Origin of the sequence: Brevibacillus soli, from assembly GCF_044759095.2 — a bacterium.
Taxonomy (GTDB): Bacteria; Bacillota; Bacilli; order Brevibacillales; family Brevibacillaceae; genus JBIYSM02.
In genome coordinates, this window is record NZ_JBIYSM020000017.1 from 56989 (window position 1) to 78378 (window position 21390).

Sequence of the window (21390 nt, forward strand, 5' to 3'; positions counted from 1 at the left end):
GTACACGAAGCAGACTACTTCTTCCAACTCCACCAGCTTCGGCGAACCGGCGTCAGCAGATACGAGCTCCAGACCATCAACACAAGGCTCATCGCCAGGTAGCAAAGGGAGAAGAACACCCAAGGGGGCATAAAATAGCGCATGAACGGACCGATGTTTTCTCCCAGGATGCTAAACAACACGATAACCGGATTCAATGCAGCCAGAATCTGCAGACCGAACACATTCCAGACTCCGTCGAAATTGCGAAAAGCCATCGGGTACAGCTCATGAAGCAATTCTCCTAGAAAGATCAGCAGCAATCCCGTTCCCACCACGAAAAAGAACGCGATTCCGTAGGCTGTGATGGTACTGACACCGGTCCGTTTGATCCAGGTGGAACAAAACAACCCCAGCGAGCCGAAAAACACGATATTTACGGTAAAAAAGAATACCAGTGAAGCCAATTGCTCAGGCGATATGCCTCCGTACAAAAAGACAAAGCTGTAGAGCGGCATGGAAGCCACCACGAGCAAAAAGATGAAAGCAAGCGATGTGACCAGCTTGCTGAGCACGATGCTCGTAGGCGACAGCTGCGTCGTCAACAGGACCTGCAGCGTTTGACGCTCTCTCTCTCCACTGATGGCACCGGCTGAAAGCGCGGGAGCTATAAAACAGATCATGGCGTACTGGATCAACGCGGTCATGATGAACAAGTTCCGGTTATCCCCCAGGGAGGCGCTGCCCATGGGGGTAACATACAGGAAGCCGAGCAAAATGGCTCCCATCACCAACAGATAGAGTGCGAGCATCCATACCGTTTTCTTCGTGCGAAAACGCTCCCGCATCTCTTTCACGATGAGCGGGTTGGTGAGAAAGGTCTTCATCAGTTACCCACCCCTTCCGTAATCGCCAGGAATACATCCTCCAGGTTTTCCTTGGAGTCACCGAAGTGGACCACCGGGATGCCAGCCTGGATCAGCCGCTGGAGCAATTCCGCCTTGTCCGCCTCTGATCCTGTGAAGTGGAACCGGAAGTGGCTGTTTTTGTCATCCAGTCGTTTGACATGCGGGAATTGCTGCAGGATTTCCTGCGCTTCCTCAAATCGGTTGAGAATTTTGACCTCCATGATGGTAATTCCTCGGGTATGGACACTGACTTCGTCCACCGCTCCGCAAGCGATCAGTTTCCCTTTTTCAATCACGCCGATCTCATCGCACAACTCCGCCAGCTCCGGCAAAATGTGGGAGCTGATCAGGATCGTCTTCCCCATCCCGCGCAGCTGTTTCAGGATTTCCCGCATCTCGATGCGAGCACGCGGATCCAGCCCTGAAGCAGGCTCATCGAGGATCAACACGTCCGGGCTGTGCACCAGGCAGCGAGCCAACCCAAGCCGCTGCTTCATTCCACGGGAAAGTGAGTCCACGTACGCATCCGACTTGTTGGACAAATTGACCAGCTCCAGCAAATCGGCAATCAGCGACTTGCGTTTGGAGGCAGGGATGTTGTAAGCGCCGGCGTAAAAATCCAGGTACTCTGTTGCGGTGAGGTTGTCGTAAACCCCAAAGAAGTCAGGCATATACCCCAGTGATTGTCGAACCGCTTTCGGTTCTTTCACGACGTCATAGCCGCAGATGTACGCCCTGCCCTCCGACGGTTCCAGCAGTGTGGAGAGAATCAGCATCGTCGTTGACTTGCCGGCGCCGTTAGGGCCAATGAATCCGAACACCTTTCCTTTTTCGATTTGCAGGTTCAAATCGGTCAGCGCTGCCAGCTTGCCGTAGCGCTTTGTCAGGTTTTCAGTACGGATCATGATCTCTTCTCCTCCCCCTCAACTTGGAAAAACGGCGTAGGCAAAGAGATGCGCTGTTCCGTCGTATTGGTAAAGCGAATCAAAATCATGCCGTCGCGATTGATATATTCGCCGACGTTTCCGCTCAGTTCAACGCGCTGCTCGCGAGGAAGTTCTTTCCACTGTCCGCTCTTGGCGTGGTAGATTTCCCGCTTAAACGGGCGGAACGAACTGTGATCCACCGGCACGGTAACACGTTTTATTGCAGAGTGCACCTGTCCTGCGGCGAGACCATAGGTGACACTGCCTTTTCCCAACTCCCACAGATATGGTGAACGACCTTCGAGCGAACCTTCTGTCGCAACAACGTGAACCGGCAAAAGTCCGTACGGATAGATCAAGGTGCCGTCCAAAGAAGGTTGCAGTCGCACCAACTGGCTGAGAATATTCCAGTAGTGGGCTTTGTTCTCCCTGCGCATGCTGAAGATCGGCAATGGCTTGTCGCTTACGCCGACGACGCGGATCTGGTGCGGGATGTTTCCCGCCAGCGCGTTGGCTTTCAAACGCTCAACCTGCTGTTCCGCGGAAGAAGGGCCGGCATTCGGTTGCCGTTGATCGCCAGACAGGTAAAACGATTCGATCTTGGCGTCAATCTGCTTTTCTTCCCCCTGTTTTAGCGTACCGACGGGAATTCGCTGCAGCCCCATTTCGATATAAGCCTGCTCCAAATCGAACGCGGTATTGTTCCGGACCGTCCCCTGAAGCCGATCTTCCTTCACCGTCATGTTTGTGTGAAAGCTGCCTGCATCTGACATGATCCCGGTGGCAGTCGCCTGCTTCACGGAGAGATACGGCACCTTTTCAAACGTCAGCGCTCTTTCATCCTGATCCTGTTGGATACTGATCGTGCCCTGCGGCTGCATGCTGCCTCTGGTAAATGAAAGCGGTACCGATATGTACCCTTTTTCCGTTACCACTTCGTAATCACCGCCGGAAACCGTCGCAAACGAAGCTGCCGACTGCACTTCCGCCAGTTTGTCGTCCAGGATGCGAAGTGCGGTCACATGAAAGCTGGTATCCTCTTTCAAAACCTGCGGCTTGCCGATTAGGTACACACCAGCCGATAAAAGAATCGCGGTCGCGGGGATGATTCCCCAAGCCCATTCTCTTCGTTTCACCCGCTTCAATAACACGTACAAAAGGGGAGCGACAACAAGCAAATACACACACCAGATCAGGATGATCCAACCGACAGAAGGTGTTTTTACTCCCGGGATGAACTTGCTAAGCTGGAGAAGCGACATATCAACGAGGCTGCGGTCTTCCCTTTTTTCCATGCTTTCGATTGCCTGATGTTTGGCAAGGACGTTTTGCCAAAGCTGCCGATTGTGCTGCCAGGACGCCAGGGGTTCCGCCGTGACGTCGTAGTTGGCGAACAGGATCACTCCAATTCCCGCCTGTTTGGAGAGAAACAGCGGCAAGTCCTTGTGATACACGGGGATGTCAGAGAAGGGCAGGACTTTTTCCCCCGTGTATTGCCGGAATTCATCCAGATTGGTACGATTGCCGCTCATACCGGATTGAACCGACAGCAGATCTTCAAAGGGCTTGACGACTTGATCCTGGTTGGGCCCAGCCGACAAAATGACCACGCCTCCCCGACGCACCCACTCCTTGATGGCGGCTACCTGCCGTTGATTCAATGCGCGGATCTCATCGCTTCCCAGGGCCAGTATGTCAAGATTTTTGTAAATCCAGGATTCGTCAGGAAGGGAGTCTGCATTCAAATGCTTTACGACATAGGGAGCGCCTTGGCCGGCGGCAGCCCCGTTGATGGCCAAGAAATGGAACGCCGATTCGTTGGCGTTGACAACTCCGACGAGGCGCTCTCCCCTCGGCTCCATGCGGGGGACCGGTTCGCTCAGCAATACTTCGTCTCCCTGCCTGATCCGGATTTCCGTGTTGTTCATAAACATCTCTGTCGGCAGGTCGAAAGTAAATTGCCTGGTTTCCCTTTTCGCCAGTGACAGTTTTTGCCGGATGCTTTCATCCAGACTCAACTGGGGGAAGTTTTGCCGCCCCAGTTCCAGAAATCCGAAAACAGGCTGATCTCCGGCCGTAACTGTCACCTCCAAACGAATCCAGCTGTTGTATTTTACCGCCCCTTCAAGCGGTACCCGAACCGACAGGTCCAATTGGTCCTCGGCAGCCGCAGGCTGTACGGAAGCCAGCCATAGTCCGAGAACCAAAAGCCATCTCCATTTCATCGGTTTTCTCCTCTCTTCTCGTCATCGTGCCAGCGAGAACACGAGCGTCGGTTGTTCGTCCGTCTGATGTGCGAGCAGCAGGTGTTTTTTATCAGCCGCCCAATTGGCTCGAACCAGCTTCTCGTTCGACAGGTTGCCGACAGGAACCAGGGTAGTTACGGGCGGATGCGCATCCATCTGCACCTCAGCCAACCTGCCCTCCCGAGTCGTATAGGTAAGCCGGTCGTCGCTCTGCCAGGAAGGCCAGGAACCTGTACCCAAAGCCGTAATGTTACCGGTAGCCAGCTCGATGACGGACACACTACCGCCCTTTACAAAGGCGATCTGTCGACCGTCCGGTGACCACTCGGGCTGTCCTCCTTCCGTCAGCTTCCGCTCGTGAAAGGAAACCGTGCTGGTAATCCAGAGCTCCTCTTTACCGCTTACCACTTTGGCGTAGGCAATTTGATCATTGGCCGGCGACCAGGCTGGGACGCGAAATACCGCGCCGCTCTCCTCCTTCAACAAGCGGCTGCTGGTGTGGATGCCTGGCGAGGCCAAGTCAACCAGCCACAGGCGCGACAGGGGTCCTTTTTGTTCCACGACCGCCAATTGCTGATTGTTGTTCGCCCAGGAGAGAGATTGATACGTGCCTGTGTCATGCGGCAGGCCAACCTTTCCTTCTTTCCCTTTTTCCTCCAACGACTTCATATAAATCCTGGCATCCGCGGAAACATAGGCGATATACGATCCGTCCGGATTGATGTCCACCTGCTCCGCTGCAGAAGGGGTTGACATCGTCAATAGGGCAGGCTCTGTCACCTTCAGCGGACTGCTCGTCCAGATCCCAAGAGCGGACGCCAGTGTCAAGGCAATCGCTCCCGACAACCACCAGGCCACCCGCCGTTTTCTCCTGAGTTGGGCGTGAAGGGTGTCCTGTTGATTGATTTCCAGTTCTTTCATGCGCTGGAGCAGTCTTTCCTTTAAATCCGCTTTTAACTGGTAATTAACGGGTACCGACCGGCGCAATTGCTGCAAATGAGTGAGTAGCTGCGCAATCGTTGCATCATGTTCGTCTTGTAGAGATAATCGCTCGTCTTCTCTCATCCGCGGTCTCCCCTTTCGTACATTTTTTGAAGCTGCTGCAAGGCCCGGTAGGAAATCATTTTGACGCTCGATTCGGTTTTGCCCAGGACTTCCGCCACCTGGATGATTTTCAGGTCGGCAAAATACCGGAGCGTCAGCACGTCACGCTGGTCCTGGGTCAAGAGGTCAAGCCGGTCTCGCAGCAGGCGGATTTCTTCGTTGCTCAAGGCTTGACGCTCCGGCTGCCACGTGTCGTCCGGCTCTCCTCCCAGCAATTCTTCCTGATCCACCGGCAGCTCCCGATTTTTGCGGACGAAGTCGATGAATGTGTTGTGGGCAATGCGAAAGATCCAGGAAGCAAACGGACTTGTTCTACTGTATTGATCAAATTTTTCCAAAGCTTTTAAAAAGACAGTCGTCGTTAAATCGTCAGCGTCCCACGTGTTATGTACGCGATAGCGCAAGTACCGGTTGACCCGGTCAAAGAACTCGTCGTAGAGTTCCGTAAAGTCACGTGTCTCGTAATAGTCGCTGCGGGGCGCGGAAGCCGGCGTCCGATCTGTCCGTTCCATCGGCATTCCCATATACCTATCCTCCAGCAGCCGAACATGCGGTTCGGCGCACTTCTCAAGCTTCAAGCAGGGGGATGTCGCCATCTACATGATTCGGGCGCGGTAGATTCTGACCTGCTCTATCTCCATTGACGAACCATCGTGGAGAAACGTCACGAAGTTATCAAAATTATTTTTCCAATCAAACAAAAACACTCGTGCTGAACCTGGGCAAAATGGTGCGTCCGCAGGCAATAACACGAGTGTATCAAAAATTTCCAAATAGGAAAAACATGCATCACCAGGCTTACTGTGACAATGCCTGATTCAGTTCCTGAATGATGTCTTCCACGGCTTCAATGCCGACGGACAGACGGACAAGACCCATCGTAATACCGGTGGCCTGCCGCTGTTCTTCCGTAAACGCGCGATGGGATGTCGTCACCGGATGGGAAACGCTGGTCTCGACACCTGCCAGTGACGGTGCCAGTTTGATCCAGTTGAGCGAACGGTAAAAGTGGTAGATTTTGCTTTCATCCGCCAGACAAAACGAAACCATGGCTCCCTGTTTTCGGTGGTGGAAAAAAGAGGCAGACTTTTCATCCGGGTAGTAGGTGGCCTTCACAGCCGGATGGGTGCAGAGGAAGGCAGCCACTTGCTTTGCGTTGTCGCATTGCCGCTCCATTCTGAGCGCGAGTGTCTTCAGACCGCGGGCAGTCAACCATGCTTCAAACGGACTGAGCGAGGCACCGTAATTCACTACGATTTCCCTGGCGCGGTCAATGAGATCGCCCCGACCGACGAGGACCCCCGCCGTGACGTCGCTGTGACCGCCAATGTACTTCGTCGCACTGTGCACCACCAGATCGGCGCCGAAGGCAATCGGCCGAACCAGGTACGGCGTGGCAAAGGTATTGTCGATCATCACAATCAAACCGTGATTCTTGGCCTCTTTGATCCAAAACGGCATGTCGACTACCGTGAGCAGTGGGTTGGTGATTGTTTCCAAGAACAACATGCGGGTGTTGGGCCGCACATGTTCGGTCAGGGTGGACAGCCTGGTCAAATCAATGCATTCCAGCTCGATGTGGAAGCGGGACAGCTCCTTGTGCAGCAGGGCGTACGTCCCGCCATAAATCTCGTGGGACGCGAGAATGTGGTCCCCTGGCTTCAGCACGGCGAGCAAACCGGCCATGATGGCGCCCATGCCGGATGCGGCACTCACTCCCTTTTCCGCTTGTTCCAACGTTGCGACGGCATCAGCCAGCTCTGTTTGATTGGGGTTGCCATTGCGCGTATACAAATAATCCCGCTCTCCTGCGTAGTACTGCTCTACTTCTTCCAATCCGGGAAAAGCGAAGACGGAGGTCTGGTAGATGGGCGTCGCTTTGCTGACATCTTCAGCCAAATGTTGATGACGAATGTGGACAGTCTTGGTTTCAAATCGTTTCGGCATGTTCTCCACTCCTGTGTCAGGTTTTCTTACATTATACCATAGTTGTCCTGTTGTGCCTCTTTCTTTTTCCAAAAAGAAGGGAATTGGAATTTTCCTGCCCAGTTGTGCTATAATCCTGTCCGAACAGACAAACCTGATAGAAAAGGAAGGTGCAACCAGATGAAACGACTCTTCAGCACTATGAGTGTTTGTTTGCTGTTAGCCATGCTGATTGCCGGATGCTCTAGCAGCGACAATGCGGCTCCTGCGCAGCCTGCCAACAAGCCGGTTGAACAGGACACAACGCCGGCAAGCCCGCCAGGCCCGACCGGGGAGAAAAAGTACGAAAAGCCGCCAGCCATGCAGATCGATCCGAACAAACAGTATACGGCTACCATCTCAACGACGATGGGTGACATCACCGTACAGTTGTTTGCCAAAGACGCGCCGAAAGCGGTGAACAATTTCGTCTTTTTGGCCAAGGACAAGTTTTATGATAACGTTACGTTTCACCGCGTAATCAAGGACTTTATGATTCAGACGGGCGACCCGCTGGGCACTGGAATGGGCGGTCCCGGCTACACGTTCGAAGATGAATTGAACAATGGACACAAATACGAACCTGGTGTGGTGGCGATGGCCAACGCCGGCCGGAATACCAACGGCAGCCAGTTTTTCATCGGCTCCGGAGAGGAAGTGACCGGCTTGGATAACTATCCGAACTATACGATCTTCGGAAAAGTGACCAGCGGAATGGATGTCGTGCAAAAGATCGCAGCCGTAAAAGTGAAAAAAAATCCGACTACCGGTGAGGAAAGCGTGCCGGAGCAGCCAATCAAGATCAAAACCATTACCATCACAGAGAAGTAAACGATCTAAGAAAACCCACCCGGCATTAGCTATTCTCACCCCACTCGGCGGTAGCTATCGCTGAACCGAGTGGGGTCCCTTTTTTCGCCGGCGGGCCCCGAACACTTTTCTAGCGGCTGTATGGGAGGTCCAAATTTATAAATTCTTATACACCAAGAAAAACGCCGCAGGCAATGATGGAACCTTGTCTCGGCGTTTTTTGTCTTTTTTTCTACCAGCATTCAGGCAGCCAAAACCTTCTATGGAACCAACTCCCTATTGAACTGCTCCCGGTTCATCGCTAGACTTGCAGGTGACCGATTCGCTTCCGTAGCCGCAAGCCAAAAAGCGAAAAGGAGTGGTTTGCCAATGAGAACCAAAGAAGCGCGTACGCGCTTTTTCTTCTTTTGTAACTCTGTCATTCTGTTTGTTGCCTGTTTATTGGGTACCCCTACCGGTGCGACAGCACCAAACCTGACTCATGAAGACTCTGCAGGGAACCATGTATCCAGCGGCATTGCCATGGAAGATACTGCGGAAGCTCCCCGAAAGACACAACGCAAACGCGTGACCGTCAGCAGAGATGCAGAGCGAATCATTGCACGTTCCGGAAAAATAAAAGTAACGGCACGTGACATGGAATTGCTCGCACGTCTGGTTTACGCGGAAGGACGCGGAGAGCCGTACGAGGGTCAAGTGGCGATTGCCGCTGTTGTATTAAATCGGGTGGAATCCCCGCAGTTTCCCAATACAGTCCGTGAAGTGATTTTTGCGCCCAATGCCTTCTCCCCGGTGAAAAACGGGAAACTGCCAGCGAAAACGGATGAAACCGCCCGCCGGGCAGTGCGCGATGCGGTTAACGGCAAAGACCCCTCCAAGGGAGCGCTTTACTTCTTTAACCCGAAAACGGCAACGTCAAGCTGGATCTGGTCACGTTCGCAAGCCGTCCGGATTGAGAACCACATCTTTTGCCGTTAAGACTGACCGTTTCTTTTTGCACACTATTTTTCACTTTTATTTATTTTTATTTTATCACGATTTTACTTTTCCTTGTTACAGTATAACTCGTAAGCACATTTTCAACGTATTGAGAAAAATCCCGATTCTTGATGGAACAGCTTTTTCGCCGTACGCATGCTTAGGTCGAACACTTATCTAATTATGCCTATTGCGAATGAGACATCAGCTGCCGGGCTCATTTCGGGTGAGAGCGAAATGAACCTGGTTGTCCGGATCGGCCTTTTTCTCAATCGCCCCCAAACAATTGGGGCTGTCCCAAAAGCCGTGAATACGGCTAAGGGATAGCCCCCTTTTTTTGATCGATAGGTTATAAATCTGGACATCCAATACAGCCACTCGGAAAGCATTCGGGTCCCTTTCTGGTGTCGGCTGGGTTTTCTTGCAATTAAAATCCGTAAACCGACATGCCTCCGTCCACGGCGATGGTCTGTCCCGAAATGTACGCAGCCGCATCCGATGCCAGAAAAATGGTTGGACCGATTAGATCTTCCAAGTCTCCAATGCGGCCGCTTGGAGTACGGCTGAGCACTTCCTGCAAAAACACCGGATCATCCAGCAGGGCTTCCGTCAACGGGGTGCGGAAATACCAGGGCGCGATCGCATTGACGTTAACTCCGAATTTGCTCCATTCCAAAGCAAGTACCCGTGTCATGTGAACCACCCCGGCCTTGCTTGCTCCGTAGGCTACTCCCGTGCGGAGCGCAACCAACCCGGCCACCGAGGCAATGTTGACGATGCGCCCGTACTTTTGCTCGCACATGATGCGTCCTGCTGCCTGACTCATGAAAAAGGTCGCCTTCAAATCGAGATCAACGACCCGATTCCAATCTTCTTCCGTTACGTCCAGAGCTTTTTTGCGAACGTTCATGCCCGCGTTGTTCACCAGAATGTGCAATCCTCCCAGCCCTTGCACGGTGGCTTCCACCACTTTTTCCGCGGCACCCGGCTCGGTCAAGTCAGCTTCGATCGCAAGTGCCCTTCCCCCGCTCTGCTCAATTTCAGCTGTCAGCTCCTCCAACTGTGCGTAGGTGCGAGATACGGCGGCAACCTGTGCGCCCGCTTCCGCGAGTCCGAGGGCCAGTGCTTTGCCGATTCCCCTTCCCGCTCCGGTAACGATGGCCGTTTTGCCGGTCAAATCAAATCGATGCATTGACAACTCTTCCTTTCTTTTTAACGTCGATTACTGATTCGTTCCGCATCGCCAATCTCCCTCTTTCCTGTTACAATAGGTTCGATAAAAGGGAGGTTTTTTTCGATGCGTTTATTAAGCCAAATGACACTTGCCGAACTTCAGGAGGAAATGGAGCGTCTGCGGCAGCAGGCGGAAGAGAAAAAGAAAGCAGGAGACGAAACCCAATTCGCCATCCTGCAGCAAAAGTTTTTCATGGCCAAGTCATACTACCTCGGCACGGACGGGTTTCGCATCGGGAAACAGTACCGCGTGTATGAACACGACCAGCCGTTTACCATTGAATATTTCAACGGAGTGTTTGCCTGGGGACGTTTTCCCGATTCAACGGAGGCAATCGGGTTTCCCGTCGGCATGCTGGAGGAATGGGACTAGAATGGATATCATCAATCTCGTCTTGCTTGCTTTTTTGACACTCGGCATTATCGGCAACAACCCGACCATCTCGATCGCCGTCACCGTCCTGCTGCTGCTTCGCCTCGTTCACTTTGAACGGGCGTTTCCCGTATTGGAACAGTACGGCCTGCAGTTGGGTATTATCGTGTTGACGATCGGGGTGCTCTCTCCTCTGGCCAGCGGCAAAATAGGTCCGGAGACGATCTGGAAGACGTTTACCCACTGGCAGTCGATCCTGGCCGTGTTGATTGGCATGTTCGTCGCCTACCTCGGCGGACGCGGCGCCTCCTTGATGAGCCAAAACCCGCTGGTGGTCACCGGCCTTTTGATCGGCACCATCATCGGTGTCACGTTTTTCCGCGGAGTGCCCGTAGGACCGCTGATCGCCGCAGGGATACTGGCATTTGTCCTGCAATTTTTGCCCAAATAATATCCCTTATGCCCAACGATCCTTGAGGTGCAGGGCGTAGGCTAGGATTTGCTGCGGAGTAACCAATCGAAATCCCTGGTTTTCCCGGTAGTCAATCGTCAGGTGGTCAGATCCGATATATCCTTCCGTTTCCGGATCGACCAGGATGTCGAAACCGCTGCTCTCGAACACGGTGTCCTGCGGATGGCGATCATCCCATACCAGGGAGTATTCCACATTCATTCCACAACCGCCGACCAGCTCACCGTTGACGCGCAGCAGCCTGCCTGTCCCCGTCGTCAGCGAAGCCAGTTTTGTACTCGCCGCTTCCGTGATGTGTATCTTCATGTTCCTACTCCTTTCATGCATCAACTTTCTCACTATAGCATACAATGTTTGAAAGGGTTGCAAGGAAAGGAAGGTCAACATGCACATCTACGAACACAATGGAATTTTTATAGCCGAAGCCGAATACCAGTCGGAACGAGTCGTCCAGATTGGGGAAACATGGGAGGAAGCGAAAGAAAGGCTTCTGATGAGACTGCTCGTACTCGAAATGATTGGATAACAAAGAAGCGGGTCACGCAACCGACCTGCTTTTTTCTTCGCCTGCAATGGTTTTTTCGGACATCCGCACAATCCATTCGAATAAACAAGGAGCGACTTGCCACCATGCCATCCGTCATCCCCCCCGATCAATCGCTCGCAGCTGATATTCGCAGAAGGACTGCCACAGCCAATCGCAACAACGTAACCCGGACGATGGCCTATCTGGACATCTACCGGCGCCATCCCGAGCTGCATTGGGCGTTTCTTGCGCATCTCGTCTCCCGCAACGGCGGCTGGAACATGACGGATCTTCGCGGTGACTGGCTCCCCCGCATCATGAATCAAGACGAAATCAAAGCCTTTTTCCTGTTTTTGGAGCGAAGCAACTGGCTCATTTTCCACGATGCCTATCCACAGCTGTTGCTTTACGAGGAGATGAAGCGCAGCCGCACCGATTTGACCCGGCTGCTTCCGATGATGGGGGTCTCCCGCTTCATGATTCCGATTTGGCAGGATTTCCTGCAGCGACAGGAACGTGTGCTTTTGACGCGTGCCCTGATCATCAACGAGCAGCAGTATATCCATCAGCGCGTCGTCCAACAGCCGTTTTTTCGCGAGAACGTGCTTTCCACATTTCAGTTTCTTGCTCAATCCGTGCTCTCCTTGAATCAGGTTTTGTTCCCCTATCAAAAGCATCCAACGGACAAGCGGTTAAGCGTCATCGGTGTCGCCGTCCACCATTTTTCATCGGTACATCAGCGCATCGCCATCGGTAAAACCCTGTACCAGTTGCTGTTTGGTGATTCCAGAAGACTGCGCAACATTCGGGACTGGGCTTTTCGCATCCCTCACACCGGGTCACGAGCCGATTACTGGCCGCACCTGTTTTCTCCGGTAAAACCCTTCCCTGAAGAAAAGAAGTACCGGGAGCGAATCAACGGAACAGAACTCATCGCTTCCCGTCCAAAGCTGTATAGTCCGGTGCTTTCCTCCGCCTGGAAAGACGTCGAGCATCCTCCTGCGGACGGGGACGATTGGTTCCGCGATGAAAACTGGACGGAAGAACTGGAAGAAAGCGCCTCCCTGTCGGCAATCGATACGAACGATTACGCATCCTCTCTCAATATGGTGGAGTTGGGAATGAAGGTGGTCACAAGACTCACCTAGAAAATGGAGGTGACGTACGGCGATGAATGAATGGGTGGAAAGTCAAAGGAACTACCTGCTCCGCTGCCAATTGCCAAGCGGTACATTTCGGTTGGGACCCGAGCGTCCTCAGATCAATCCGTACTTTACCAACCTGGCTCTGCTTGCACTCGTGAAGCTTGGTGAATGGGAACCGGTTAAACGGCATGTCAACTGGTACTTGCAGCACGTAAACACACGAGGCTATGTAAACGACTTTCGTCTGGAAGAAGGGAAGGAAGTAGACACGGGTACGGCAGACAGTGAGGACAGCTATCACGCGACATTGTTCAGCCTGCTTGCGGAGGTGGTGAGACATTCAGAGAATACGGAGTGGATCGCCCCATGGAAGACGGAACTGATCGCCGTCTTTCACGCGATGGCTCTGCTTCAACAAAGGGACGGTCTGACGTGGGCAAAACATTCCTGGCGGGTCAAGTATTTGATGGACAATTGCGAGGTATGGCAAGGTTTGGAGGACGCTCATTATCTGTTTCAGGCATTGGGGGTAGAGGAAGAGGCGCTAGAGGCCCAACGGCGAGCGAACGCATGCCGGGCGGGGATCGCTTCCATGTACAGCAGCTGGCGCCGAACCTACGCCGTCTACGACCGAACCTATCTGACCTGGCGCAAATGGTACCCGGACGTCACATCGCAGGCGTTTCCCATTGTCTACGGTCTGTCAGACCCGGAGATTGCCGAGCACCTTTACTTCCGCATCCAAACGTCCTTCCCCTATTTTGATTCCTTCCAGACCGGCGATGTTTACCCGTGGATGCTGATGGGAGAGTGCGCCCGGTTGATGAACGATCAGCGTCGGGTGGAACGAATGCTGCAGACGGCAGCCCGTTTGTACATACATGGCCCGCGCCGGCCATACTGGCTGATTCACGAGGCGGGCCGGTTTTTGCAGCTGGTCCTGATGACGTGATCTTTGCCGTCGCTGTTTTGCGGTTATCCCTTCGGCGGTCGCAGCCCCAGCTTTTTCACGATACTTAAGAACAGCTGGTACGTGGCGCTCAGCTGCTCGTCTTTTTTCAGCGACTTGCGATAGCTTGCGTACTCATCGTACAGCTCGTCCATGCACTCCTCCAACAGCTCTTTTTCCTGTTTCGTCAGCATCTTGCTATGGCTCTCCTTTCTTTTTCCGTTTCGTTGCGTCCCCGTGCTGCACGACGAGAAACGGGATAAGCTCCCCTTGTTCGTAAAAGAAGGGCAGCGGACAGATCGGCGTCGGACCTTTGCTGGCAAAGTCAAAGGTCAAACGAGCCAGCAGCTGCGCTCCATTGTCGTCGTGCAAGTCGGCCAGGATCAGAACATCCTGATGGGGAACCGCAACGCCAAGCGAGTTTCCAGTTTTGGTTCTGTCCATCTCGTCGAGCAGCGGCTGGAGCAAGACCCGGCTGGCCGCATATCCGTCCGTCGGGCTGATGAAGTGGATCGCATGTTCCCCTATGTATTGGGTTTTGATGGAATACGGCAGCCGATCTAAATTATCCATCGCGCATCGGTGCAGTTTCTCGTCCGACCACCCCGCATCGCGGAGCATCTCCCCGTCGATCAGGGAATAGCCGTCCCCATGATCAAGCGCGTAAGCCACCACCGTTTCTTCCGTATGCTGCCTGGCAATCCAGTTGGCTCCCTTCGCCTGACTGGCATGGCGAATGACAGGGTATATGTTCGCCTCTTGTCCGGTCAGTTGACGGTCTGCACTTTGCCCGCGAATCAAGGCCGCTACCTGAGAGACAAACGCGTAAAGTGCCTCTCTGCGTTCCTCTGGATTTCGCTCAATCCGGGTATACAGAGATGCCAGGGAGATTTGCTTCTTCAGCAACTCCTCTCCCTGATTGCGGCTGATCAGCAGGCCTTCTCCTTCCGCCTGACAGGTCCAGCCTGCCGGCAGTCGGCGCCTCAAAAGCTCAATGACTCGCCGTTGTATGGATGTACGCATTGCGTCCGACATAACTCCTCCTGCTTCCCTCTGCTTTTACCATGGCGGGCTGTCATCCGGGTCGGTGCTGTCCGATCTGGCCGCAGTTTTGCTCCGCTCTTCCAATTCCCGAACGATGTCCTGCAACTGCTTCGGCTTGACGAACTCCACCGGAGATACCCCCCGCTCAAACTGCAGGAACTCCCCTTCCAAAAGAACGATGTAACGCCCGTTCACCTTGGCGATGTGCAGCTGGTTCCCGTAGTCGGCGAGGAGTGTGCGGATCTGCATGTGATCCAGCTTGAACTTCAGCTCCACGTCTGGCTGGCGGTCGGTGATGATCTGCATGGCTTCCATCACTGTTTCGTGCTCCCACTTTTCCGACAGTTCCCGCTTCGGACTGGATGCGATCAGCTCAATCTGCTCTTCTTCGCGCATCCGCTCCTCGGTCGCCTCCGGATAGATGTATTCGATATGCTGTTTGGCCAGCGACAGCACTTCCTGGGAAACGATCTGGGAAACCGTCTGCGGATATTCGATAAAGCGCAAAAATTCCTCAAAGTAGCGGGCATGGGAAAACTGGTGGATTTTGACGTGATACCAATCGTTCATACCCGGTTCCACCATGTGCGGATACATGAGCGACTTCATGTTTTTCGCGTTGATGGCCATCTGTACGTTGGCAATCAGGCTGCGTTCGTCAGTGATGACAGCCGTTTTCTGTTCGAAATCGCACTTTAGAATAAACAGGTACCGGTCGTCAAGCGACTCCAGCCTGGTCTTGACAATCAGCAAAACGCCGCCTCGCACCTGCGACGTCCGAAGATACAATTGAACGAGCTCCTGGCAAGGCTGTTTGCTTTCTTCCTTTGTGGAGGCGGCCAGCAGACGGTGCAGCAGGGCGTAATTGGGATTGGAGTCCAGCGAATGTCCTTCCTCCAGCACGAATCGACCCAGTTTGGTGGGGCTGCCCTCGCTTTTGGGGTTGATCTCTGCTTTGCGCTTTGCAATCCGCGTAAATTCCCCGTCGAGAAACTGACGCAGTTCGCTGCCCTGATACTCATCGGAAGACAGGTGTTTGCTCATGCGTACCTGTTTGGTGCCAGCTTCTCCATCGCTCTGCTCAATCAGGTAAAACGAAACCCACTCAATCAAAAAATTCATCGTTCATTCCTGCTCCTGTCTGTCGTGTAACGAGTTGATTATAGCAGAGCGACAGGAATCTGGTCAGACCTTTTTAAAAAAATGGTATGATAATGATACAGGAGGTGCTGCCATGTGGCAGAATATCAAAACCTGGTGGAGGAGAGCCGTGCTGGACAAACCCTATAAACCGGGGAAAATCCTGCACGACTATTCCCTACAAGCCGTGCTCGGAATGGGGAGCTACGGGATTGCCTACAAAGCGGTGCATCAGCCTACCGGTCAACTGTGCGTGCTGAAGCAGGTGCGGCCCAGCTTGCGTCGCACGCCCAAAGGAGAAGTCTTGCAGCAGTATGAACAGAAGGTGCTGGCTGCCCTCAATCATCCGCGGATGCCCCGGTGGCGGGAAACGTTCCGCTATCGCAACGATTCGTTTTTAGTGATGTCCTACATCGAAGGACCAACACTGGAAGAGCTGCTGTTTGATCGTCAGATGTCGATCGAGGAGGCCGAGGCCGCTTCGCTGATCAAGCAAGTGGGAGAGCTTGTCGTGTACCTGCACGAACGCAAGATCATTCACCGCGACGTGCGAATCCCCAACGTCATCTGGAACGACGGTCAGCCCCATCTGATTGACTTCGGCCTGGCTCGTTTCATCGGTGACTCCCCTACCTATTCCGGCAAGGAGATTGCGTACTATCCGGAAGAAAAGCAGTTGAAGCGGCAAGTGGAGCCGGCAAGCGATCTTTATGCGCTCGGTCACTTCTTTTTGTTTTTGCTCTATTCCGGCTACGTGGCCGAACCGGATCAGCCGGAGCGCAGCTGGGAAGAAGAGCTGACCCTGACTCCAGCCATCCGCCAAATGCTGCGCCGCTTGCTGCAGATCGACACGCCCTACAACCGTGCACAGGAGTGGCTGGACGAGTTGAACCGCTACATAGAGACAACAAAGAGCAGTTCACCCGCGGGTTGAGCTGCTCTTTCACTGCTGTCTTTTATTCCTGAATGGGCTGCTGCTTCGCGGCCTCCATTTTCTCCTTTCGTTCAGACGCTTCACGCCGGAGGGTTTGCCTCTCCTGCTGGGAGAGGTGTTCGCCCCCCACGCGGCCGTTCACCAGCAAATCCTCTTCGTACAATCGATCCTTCCGCATAGGAACCTCCTGTGGACATGGATTTTTGTCACTTCTTGTCCTACTTTGTTCCAAAGCGGCTTTTCTTATGTATGGGTTTCGTACCGGGCTTGGGACGGCGCAGTTCCTGAGGATCCACCAGTGTCCCGTGGGACATCGCCTTTTCTTCAATGGAAATGCCTGTTTGCTTGGCAAATTTGCGTATGATAAACCGCTCCTGCGGCGTTATGATGGAGAAAACCAATCCGGCAGCTCCCATGCGACCGGTTCTGCCGCTGCGATGCACATACGCGTCGGCATCTGCTGCGGGATCGAAATGGACGACGCATTCCACCCCCTGAATGTCGATGCCGCGTGCGGCGATGTCGGTGGTGATCAGGACGGGGAATTTACCAGCCCGAAACTGCTGCAGGGTAAGCGCCCGCTCCTCCTTGCTGGCGTCGCGGTGAAGCAGACGGCACTCCAGGTGATGGTATTTCAGCTTGGAGACAATCTCGTCCACCCTCTCGATTTCGTTTACAAACACAATCGACGCCTTGGCGTTCACCAGGCGCAGCAGTCGGCGGAGCGTGTCCACTTTTTTGCGATCTTCGCTCACCATATAAAAGTGCATGACGCCGTGACCGTTTTCAGGAGCCTTTGCACGTATCACAACTGGCTGGTGCACCAAGGGCTCCACCATGCCTACAATCGCTTGCGGCAATGTGGCGGAGAAAAAGAGCCTCTGGGTATCGCGCATGGTACGCTTCAAAACCTCTTGCACAGGTCCGAAGAAACCTTGATCCAGCATGCGGTCCGCTTCGTCAATGACGACCGTCTTTACGGTATGTATTTTTACTTTTCGCTGTTCGATCAGTTCCAGCAAGCGTCCCGGTGTCGCAGCGATCACGGACGGATGTTTTTTGAGCCGTTCCAGCTGCCGCTTCGGGTCCACTCCCCCGATGATCGGGACAACCGATCCGCCCGTCTTGGCCAAAAGGGTTTCCGCCTCGCGGGCAATCTGCATGACCAACTCATGCGTTGGAGCCAGAATCAACACCTGCAGCTCCTTGCTCGCCGCATCCCATCTGCTCAACAGCGGGAGCAGATACGCAAGTGTTTTTCCCGTTCCAGTGGGGGATTCCACCAGCGCGTCCTTTCCCGACAGAATGGCGGGTATGGCTTCAGCCTGGACAGGGGTCGGTTTTTTCATTCCCCTTTCGCTCAACACTTGCAAGAGCGGTTCGCTCAGCTGCAATTCTGCAAACGTCGTACTCACATGAAACCTCCTCGCAAACAAAAGACTCGTACAGGTTAGCTTAGCACGTTTTGCGGGGAACAGGAAGAGGCGAAATCCGCCTGCGGACTTCGCCTGCTGCAAGCCTTACCGGTTGTTTGAATCAAGACGGGTCTCCCGTTTTTCCATCTTGTCGTGCCGATCCTTTTCCGTCCGCTGATTATGCGTTCCGGGTGGGTTCTGCCGGTACTCTTCCACCTGATCTTGAAACTCCTTGTCAAATCCGCGCACGTTCCTCACCTCCTGCTGCTATTCTTCCCGTACCCTTCCTCCCTTCATTCTGAAACTTTTTTGATCTTCATTCGTCAAAACAGTAGATAAAAATAGAAGGAAATGGAAGGAAAATCATGCCAACTGTATCACGCCGCAATACCTTACGGAAGGAACGAAGAAAAAGACCGTCCCGATTCTTCCAGAAATTATTCCTCTCTGCGTTTTTGATCATGATGACGACGGCAGCCGCCGGAGCCGTCTTCCTTTTCGGAACACAAAAGGGTTTCGAACTTCGCGAATGGGCCGCAGGGACACTTTTGACGACACAGCACGATTACTGGGCGCCCTATACGCTTCTCCCCAAAGAAAAACTGGACGAGCTGAAGAAAGAAATTCGGCAGCCCATTGTCGTCAATTCTCCCGCTCCCGAACGGGTCGATGCCAAACCGGTACTTGCATCCATTCCGGTAAAACCGAGGGAGCTGGTAGAAATTGAAGAAATTGAGGTAGACAAAGGAAGCTACTATTTCAAAGGAAAGCTGATGTACATCAGCGACCCCAATCGCGTTCACCTGGTGGTGACCAAGCGCAAGGACCGGGGCGACCTTCTGGACGAGTTTGCAAAAAAGCACAATGCGATTGGCATCGTCAATGCCAGCGGCTTTTATGATCCGGACGGCTACGGCAAAGGAGCAAAAGCGTACGGCGTAGTCATTTCGAACGGAAACATCCTGCAATCGTACAATCCGAAGACAGGCGAAACCGCACTGGGGATAACGTATGACGGCAAGTTGGTGACAGGCAGCTACTCTGCGCAGGAGCTGGTGAAGATGGGAGTACGCGACGCCATGAGCTTCAGGCCGCAGTTGATCGTCAACGGGAAAAACCTGTTTGCCAACCGTCCCGCCAAGAGCTGGGGCATACAGCCCCGGACAGCTGTCGGGCAAAAAGCGGACGGCACCATCGTCTTCCTGGTTATAGACGGACGGCAACCCGGCCACTCCATCGGGGCCAGTATGAACGACGTTGCCGAGCTGCTGGAGTCAAGAGGGGTCGTCACGGCGATGGCCATGGATGGCGGCTCCAGCTCCATGATGCTGCACAACGGCGAAGCGATTACCAAAACCTCCTGCCCGTACTACCGCGGACGCTTTCTGCCCAACGCCTGGGCTGTCTACTAAGGAGGCAGGCTGCTTCCTTCTTCACTCCATAACTCGATGATTCGCATGAGAAACGCACGTGAATAAAAAATCAGGCAGGCTTTTTGGGCCTGCCTGTTTTCCTTCCTTATACGCGAATGGCTGCCTTGTTCTGCGCAAGGCTCCATTCTTCCACGTTCCATATCTTCGTAACCCAATCCTCATAAAACTCCGGTTCATGGCAGACGAGCAGCACCGTACCCTTAAACTCCTTCAGGGCACGCTTCAGCTCTTCCTTTGCCACCACATCCAGGTGGTTGGTCGGTTCGTCAAACACCAGCCAGTTGCTCTCGCGCTGCAGCAGTTTGCAGAGACGAACTTTTGCCTGCTCTCCACCGGACAATGCGGTCATGGAGCGGTTGATGTGCTCGTTTTTCAAGCCGCAGCGGGCCAAGGCGCCCCGCACTTCATGGTTGTTCAGATGCGGGAACTCGTTCCACACTTCTTCCAGTGCCGTAATCGGTTTGGCCTTTACCTCCTGCTCGAAGTATGCAGGATAGAGGAAATCGCCCCGTTCCAGCTTGCCGCTGAGCGGCGGGATCAGGCCCAGGATGGTCTTTAACAGGGTGGATTTCCCCACACCGTTCATCCCCACGACGGCCACCTTGTCGCCGCGCTCCAGGCTGACGGTCAGCTTGGGCATCAGCGGGTGGGTGTAGCCGATTTCCAGGTTTTCCGCCTCGAAAACAAAGCGGCTGCTGGCTCGTGCTTCCTTAAAAATAAAGGTCGGTTTGGGGGCCGTCTCCGGTTTGTCAATCCGTTCCATCCTGTCCAGCTGTTTCTGGCGGCTTTTCGCACGGCCGGTTGTAGACGCACGCGCCTTGTTTCGGGCGATGAAGTCTTCCATCCGGGCAATCTCTTCCTGCTGTTTCTCGTAGGCGTCGAAGTGCTGGGAGCGCTTCATTTCCGCTTGTGCCAGGAACGATTCATAGTTGCCTGTATATCGCGTCAATTTGGTAAATTCCAGGTGGTAAATCACATTCACGACTTCGTTCATGAACGACGTGTCGTGGGAAATAAGGATGAAGGCGTATGGATACTCCTTCAGGTAATTTTTCAGCCAGCTGATATGCTCATCGTCAAGATAGTTCGTCGGCTCGTCCAAAAGCAATACAGTCGGCTTTTCCAACAGGAGCTTGGCCAGCAGCACTTTGGTGCGCTGTCCGCCGGAGAGAGAGGACACGTCCCGATCCAGACCGATCGCGCTTAAACCGAGGGCGTTTGCAATCTCCTCCACTTTGGCGTCGATGAGGTAAAAGCCGCTCGCATCCAGGCGGTCCTGGATTTCCCCCATGCGCTCCAGCAGCTCCTCAAGCTCTTCAGGAGTGGCATCCGCCATCCTTTCTGCAATCTGCATATTCTCCGCTTCCAGCTCCAGTAGCGGTAAAAAAGCATCCTTTAACACGTCGCGGATGGTTTTACCCGGCTGCAGCTTGGTGTGCTGATCGAGATAGCCGTACTGCACTTTCGGCATCCATTCGATTCGGCCGTGATCCGGGATCAACTGTCCGGTCAGAATCCCCATCATGGTAGATTTGCCTGTCCCGTTGGCTCCGACCAACCCTACCCGTTCACCGGGCTGCAGGCGGAACGAGACGTCGCGAAACAATATGCGGTCACCGAATCCGTGCGCGAGATCCTCTACAATTAATACACTCATGTATATCCTCCCTGTCTGTGCATACCCTCCATTTTAACGGATGCGTGCCTCAGAGCTCAACCCTTTCAAAAAAAGCTGTTATTGTTCTGTGATATTGTCACTGTGTAACTGTTCTATGAAAATGTCACCATGGGACAGGAGATAATCACATTG

At 53.6% G+C, this 21390-nt stretch carries 24 protein-coding genes; 9 read left to right on the plus strand and 15 right to left on the minus strand.

Annotation, left to right across the window (positions count from 1 at the left end):
• Positions 1–14: 14 nt before the first annotated feature.
• From ACE99V_RS09155 to ACE99V_RS09180, 6 genes are all read right to left on the minus strand, one after another.
• The gene (locus ACE99V_RS09155; protein ID WP_400490771.1) at positions 15–866 is read right to left on the minus strand and encodes an ABC transporter permease; all 852 of its coding nucleotides are present in this window, start codon (positions 864–866) and stop codon (positions 15–17) included.
• On the minus strand, positions 866–1792 hold the full coding sequence (locus tag ACE99V_RS09160; protein WP_400490772.1) for an ABC transporter ATP-binding protein: 927 nt from the start codon (positions 1790–1792) through the stop codon (positions 866–868). The genes ACE99V_RS09155 and ACE99V_RS09160 overlap by 1 nt, the downstream gene beginning before the upstream one ends.
• Positions 1789–4038 carry a DUF8725 domain-containing protein gene (locus ACE99V_RS09165; RefSeq protein ID WP_400490773.1) on the minus strand — a complete coding sequence of 750 codons (2250 nt, stop codon included), beginning with the start codon at positions 4036–4038 and terminating at the stop codon, positions 1789–1791. The genes ACE99V_RS09160 and ACE99V_RS09165 overlap by 4 nt, the downstream gene beginning before the upstream one ends.
• 21 nt (positions 4039–4059) lie before the next feature.
• Positions 4060–5124, minus strand: coding sequence for a hypothetical protein (locus tag ACE99V_RS09170; protein WP_400490774.1), 1065 nt, complete (start codon positions 5122–5124; stop codon positions 4060–4062).
• A complete protein-coding gene (locus tag ACE99V_RS09175; RefSeq protein ID WP_400490775.1) occupies positions 5121–5687 on the minus strand; it encodes an RNA polymerase sigma factor in 567 nt (188 codons plus the stop codon). The genes ACE99V_RS09170 and ACE99V_RS09175 overlap by 4 nt, the downstream gene beginning before the upstream one ends.
• A 274-nt stretch (positions 5688–5961) precedes the next feature.
• Positions 5962–7110: a trans-sulfuration enzyme family protein gene (locus ACE99V_RS09180; RefSeq protein ID WP_400490776.1), complete on the minus strand. Its 1149-nt coding sequence runs from the start codon at positions 7108–7110 to the stop codon at positions 5962–5964.
• 159 nt (positions 7111–7269) lie between these two features.
• Between ACE99V_RS09180 and ACE99V_RS09185 the strand changes: the two genes are divergently transcribed.
• Both ACE99V_RS09185 and ACE99V_RS09190 read left to right on the plus strand, forming a co-directional pair.
• Positions 7270–7959 (plus strand): peptidylprolyl isomerase, encoded by a 690-nt coding sequence (locus ACE99V_RS09185; RefSeq protein WP_400490777.1) that lies wholly within the window; start codon positions 7270–7272, stop codon positions 7957–7959.
• 348 nt (positions 7960–8307) lie between these two features.
• On the plus strand, positions 8308–8916 hold the full coding sequence (locus tag ACE99V_RS09190) for a cell wall hydrolase (RefSeq protein WP_400490778.1): 609 nt from the start codon (positions 8308–8310) through the stop codon (positions 8914–8916).
• A 427-nt stretch (positions 8917–9343) separates the two neighbouring features.
• On the opposite strand, the gene ACE99V_RS09195 is transcribed toward ACE99V_RS09190, so the two are convergent.
• Entirely contained in the window at positions 9344–10108 is a 765-nt protein-coding gene (locus tag ACE99V_RS09195; RefSeq protein ID WP_400490779.1) for an SDR family NAD(P)-dependent oxidoreductase, read from the minus strand.
• Between the two features lie 105 nt (positions 10109–10213).
• Between ACE99V_RS09195 and ACE99V_RS09200 the strand changes: the two genes are divergently transcribed.
• Both ACE99V_RS09200 and ACE99V_RS09205 read left to right on the plus strand, forming a co-directional pair.
• Positions 10214–10522 carry a DUF1811 family protein gene (locus ACE99V_RS09200; protein ID WP_400490780.1) on the plus strand — a complete coding sequence of 103 codons (309 nt, stop codon included), beginning with the start codon at positions 10214–10216 and terminating at the stop codon, positions 10520–10522.
• A gap of 1 nt (position 10523) precedes the next feature.
• A complete protein-coding gene (locus tag ACE99V_RS09205) occupies positions 10524–10973 on the plus strand; it encodes a DUF441 domain-containing protein (protein ID WP_400490781.1) in 450 nt (149 codons plus the stop codon).
• A gap of 6 nt (positions 10974–10979) precedes the next feature.
• On the opposite strand, the gene ACE99V_RS09210 is transcribed toward ACE99V_RS09205, so the two are convergent.
• Positions 10980–11300 carry an iron-sulfur cluster biosynthesis family protein gene (locus ACE99V_RS09210; protein ID WP_400490782.1) on the minus strand — a complete coding sequence of 107 codons (321 nt, stop codon included), beginning with the start codon at positions 11298–11300 and terminating at the stop codon, positions 10980–10982.
• Positions 11301–11379: 79 nt separating this feature from the next.
• On the opposite strand from ACE99V_RS09210, the gene ACE99V_RS09215 reads away from it, so the two are divergent.
• From ACE99V_RS09215 to ACE99V_RS09225, 3 genes are all read left to right on the plus strand, one after another.
• Positions 11380–11520, plus strand: a complete 141-nt coding sequence (locus ACE99V_RS09215) for a hypothetical protein (RefSeq protein ID WP_400490783.1) — start codon at positions 11380–11382, stop codon at positions 11518–11520.
• A 104-nt stretch (positions 11521–11624) separates the two neighbouring features.
• Positions 11625–12668: a DUF2515 family protein gene (locus ACE99V_RS09220; RefSeq protein ID WP_400490785.1), complete on the plus strand. Its 1044-nt coding sequence runs from the start codon at positions 11625–11627 to the stop codon at positions 12666–12668.
• Between the two features lie 22 nt (positions 12669–12690).
• Complete coding sequence (locus ACE99V_RS09225; RefSeq protein WP_400490786.1) at positions 12691–13617, plus strand: prenyltransferase/squalene oxidase repeat-containing protein; 927 nt, start codon at positions 12691–12693, stop codon at positions 13615–13617.
• A gap of 23 nt (positions 13618–13640) precedes the next feature.
• Here ACE99V_RS09225 and ACE99V_RS09230 read toward each other — a convergent pair whose 3' ends face one another.
• The 3 genes from ACE99V_RS09230 to ACE99V_RS09240 are packed head-to-tail and all read right to left on the minus strand — an operon-like array spanning position 13641 to position 15780.
• Positions 13641–13808 (minus strand): hypothetical protein, encoded by a 168-nt coding sequence (locus ACE99V_RS09230; protein WP_400490787.1) that lies wholly within the window; start codon positions 13806–13808, stop codon positions 13641–13643.
• 4 nt (positions 13809–13812) lie between these two features.
• Complete coding sequence (locus ACE99V_RS09235; RefSeq protein ID WP_400490788.1) at positions 13813–14649, minus strand: DUF1444 family protein; 837 nt, start codon at positions 14647–14649, stop codon at positions 13813–13815.
• A 24-nt stretch (positions 14650–14673) separates the two neighbouring features.
• Entirely contained in the window at positions 14674–15780 is a 1107-nt protein-coding gene (locus ACE99V_RS09240) for a DUF3900 domain-containing protein (protein ID WP_400490789.1), read from the minus strand.
• A gap of 112 nt (positions 15781–15892) precedes the next feature.
• On the opposite strand from ACE99V_RS09240, the gene ACE99V_RS09245 reads away from it, so the two are divergent.
• Entirely contained in the window at positions 15893–16732 is an 840-nt protein-coding gene (locus tag ACE99V_RS09245) for a serine/threonine protein kinase (protein ID WP_400490790.1), read from the plus strand.
• Between the two features lie 22 nt (positions 16733–16754).
• Here the strand turns inward: ACE99V_RS09245 and ACE99V_RS09250 are convergent, their stop codons facing one another.
• The 3 genes from ACE99V_RS09250 to ACE99V_RS09260 form a co-directional block, all read right to left on the minus strand.
• Positions 16755–16910, minus strand: coding sequence for a hypothetical protein (locus ACE99V_RS09250; protein WP_400490791.1), 156 nt, complete (start codon positions 16908–16910; stop codon positions 16755–16757).
• 40 nt (positions 16911–16950) lie between these two features.
• Entirely contained in the window at positions 16951–18147 is a 1197-nt protein-coding gene (locus tag ACE99V_RS09255; protein ID WP_400490792.1) for a DEAD/DEAH box helicase, read from the minus strand.
• A 105-nt stretch (positions 18148–18252) separates the two neighbouring features.
• Positions 18253–18396 (minus strand): hypothetical protein, encoded by a 144-nt coding sequence (locus ACE99V_RS09260; protein WP_400490793.1) that lies wholly within the window; start codon positions 18394–18396, stop codon positions 18253–18255.
• Positions 18397–18512: 116 nt separating this feature from the next.
• Here ACE99V_RS09260 and ACE99V_RS09265 point away from each other — a divergent pair, with 116 nt between their 5' ends.
• Positions 18513–19559 (plus strand): phosphodiester glycosidase family protein, encoded by a 1047-nt coding sequence (locus ACE99V_RS09265; protein WP_400490794.1) that lies wholly within the window; start codon positions 18513–18515, stop codon positions 19557–19559.
• A 106-nt stretch (positions 19560–19665) separates the two neighbouring features.
• Here ACE99V_RS09265 and ACE99V_RS09270 read toward each other — a convergent pair whose 3' ends face one another.
• Positions 19666–21237, minus strand: a complete 1572-nt coding sequence (locus ACE99V_RS09270; RefSeq protein ID WP_400490795.1) for an ABC-F family ATP-binding cassette domain-containing protein — start codon at positions 21235–21237, stop codon at positions 19666–19668.
• Positions 21238–21390: the final 153 nt, after the last annotated feature.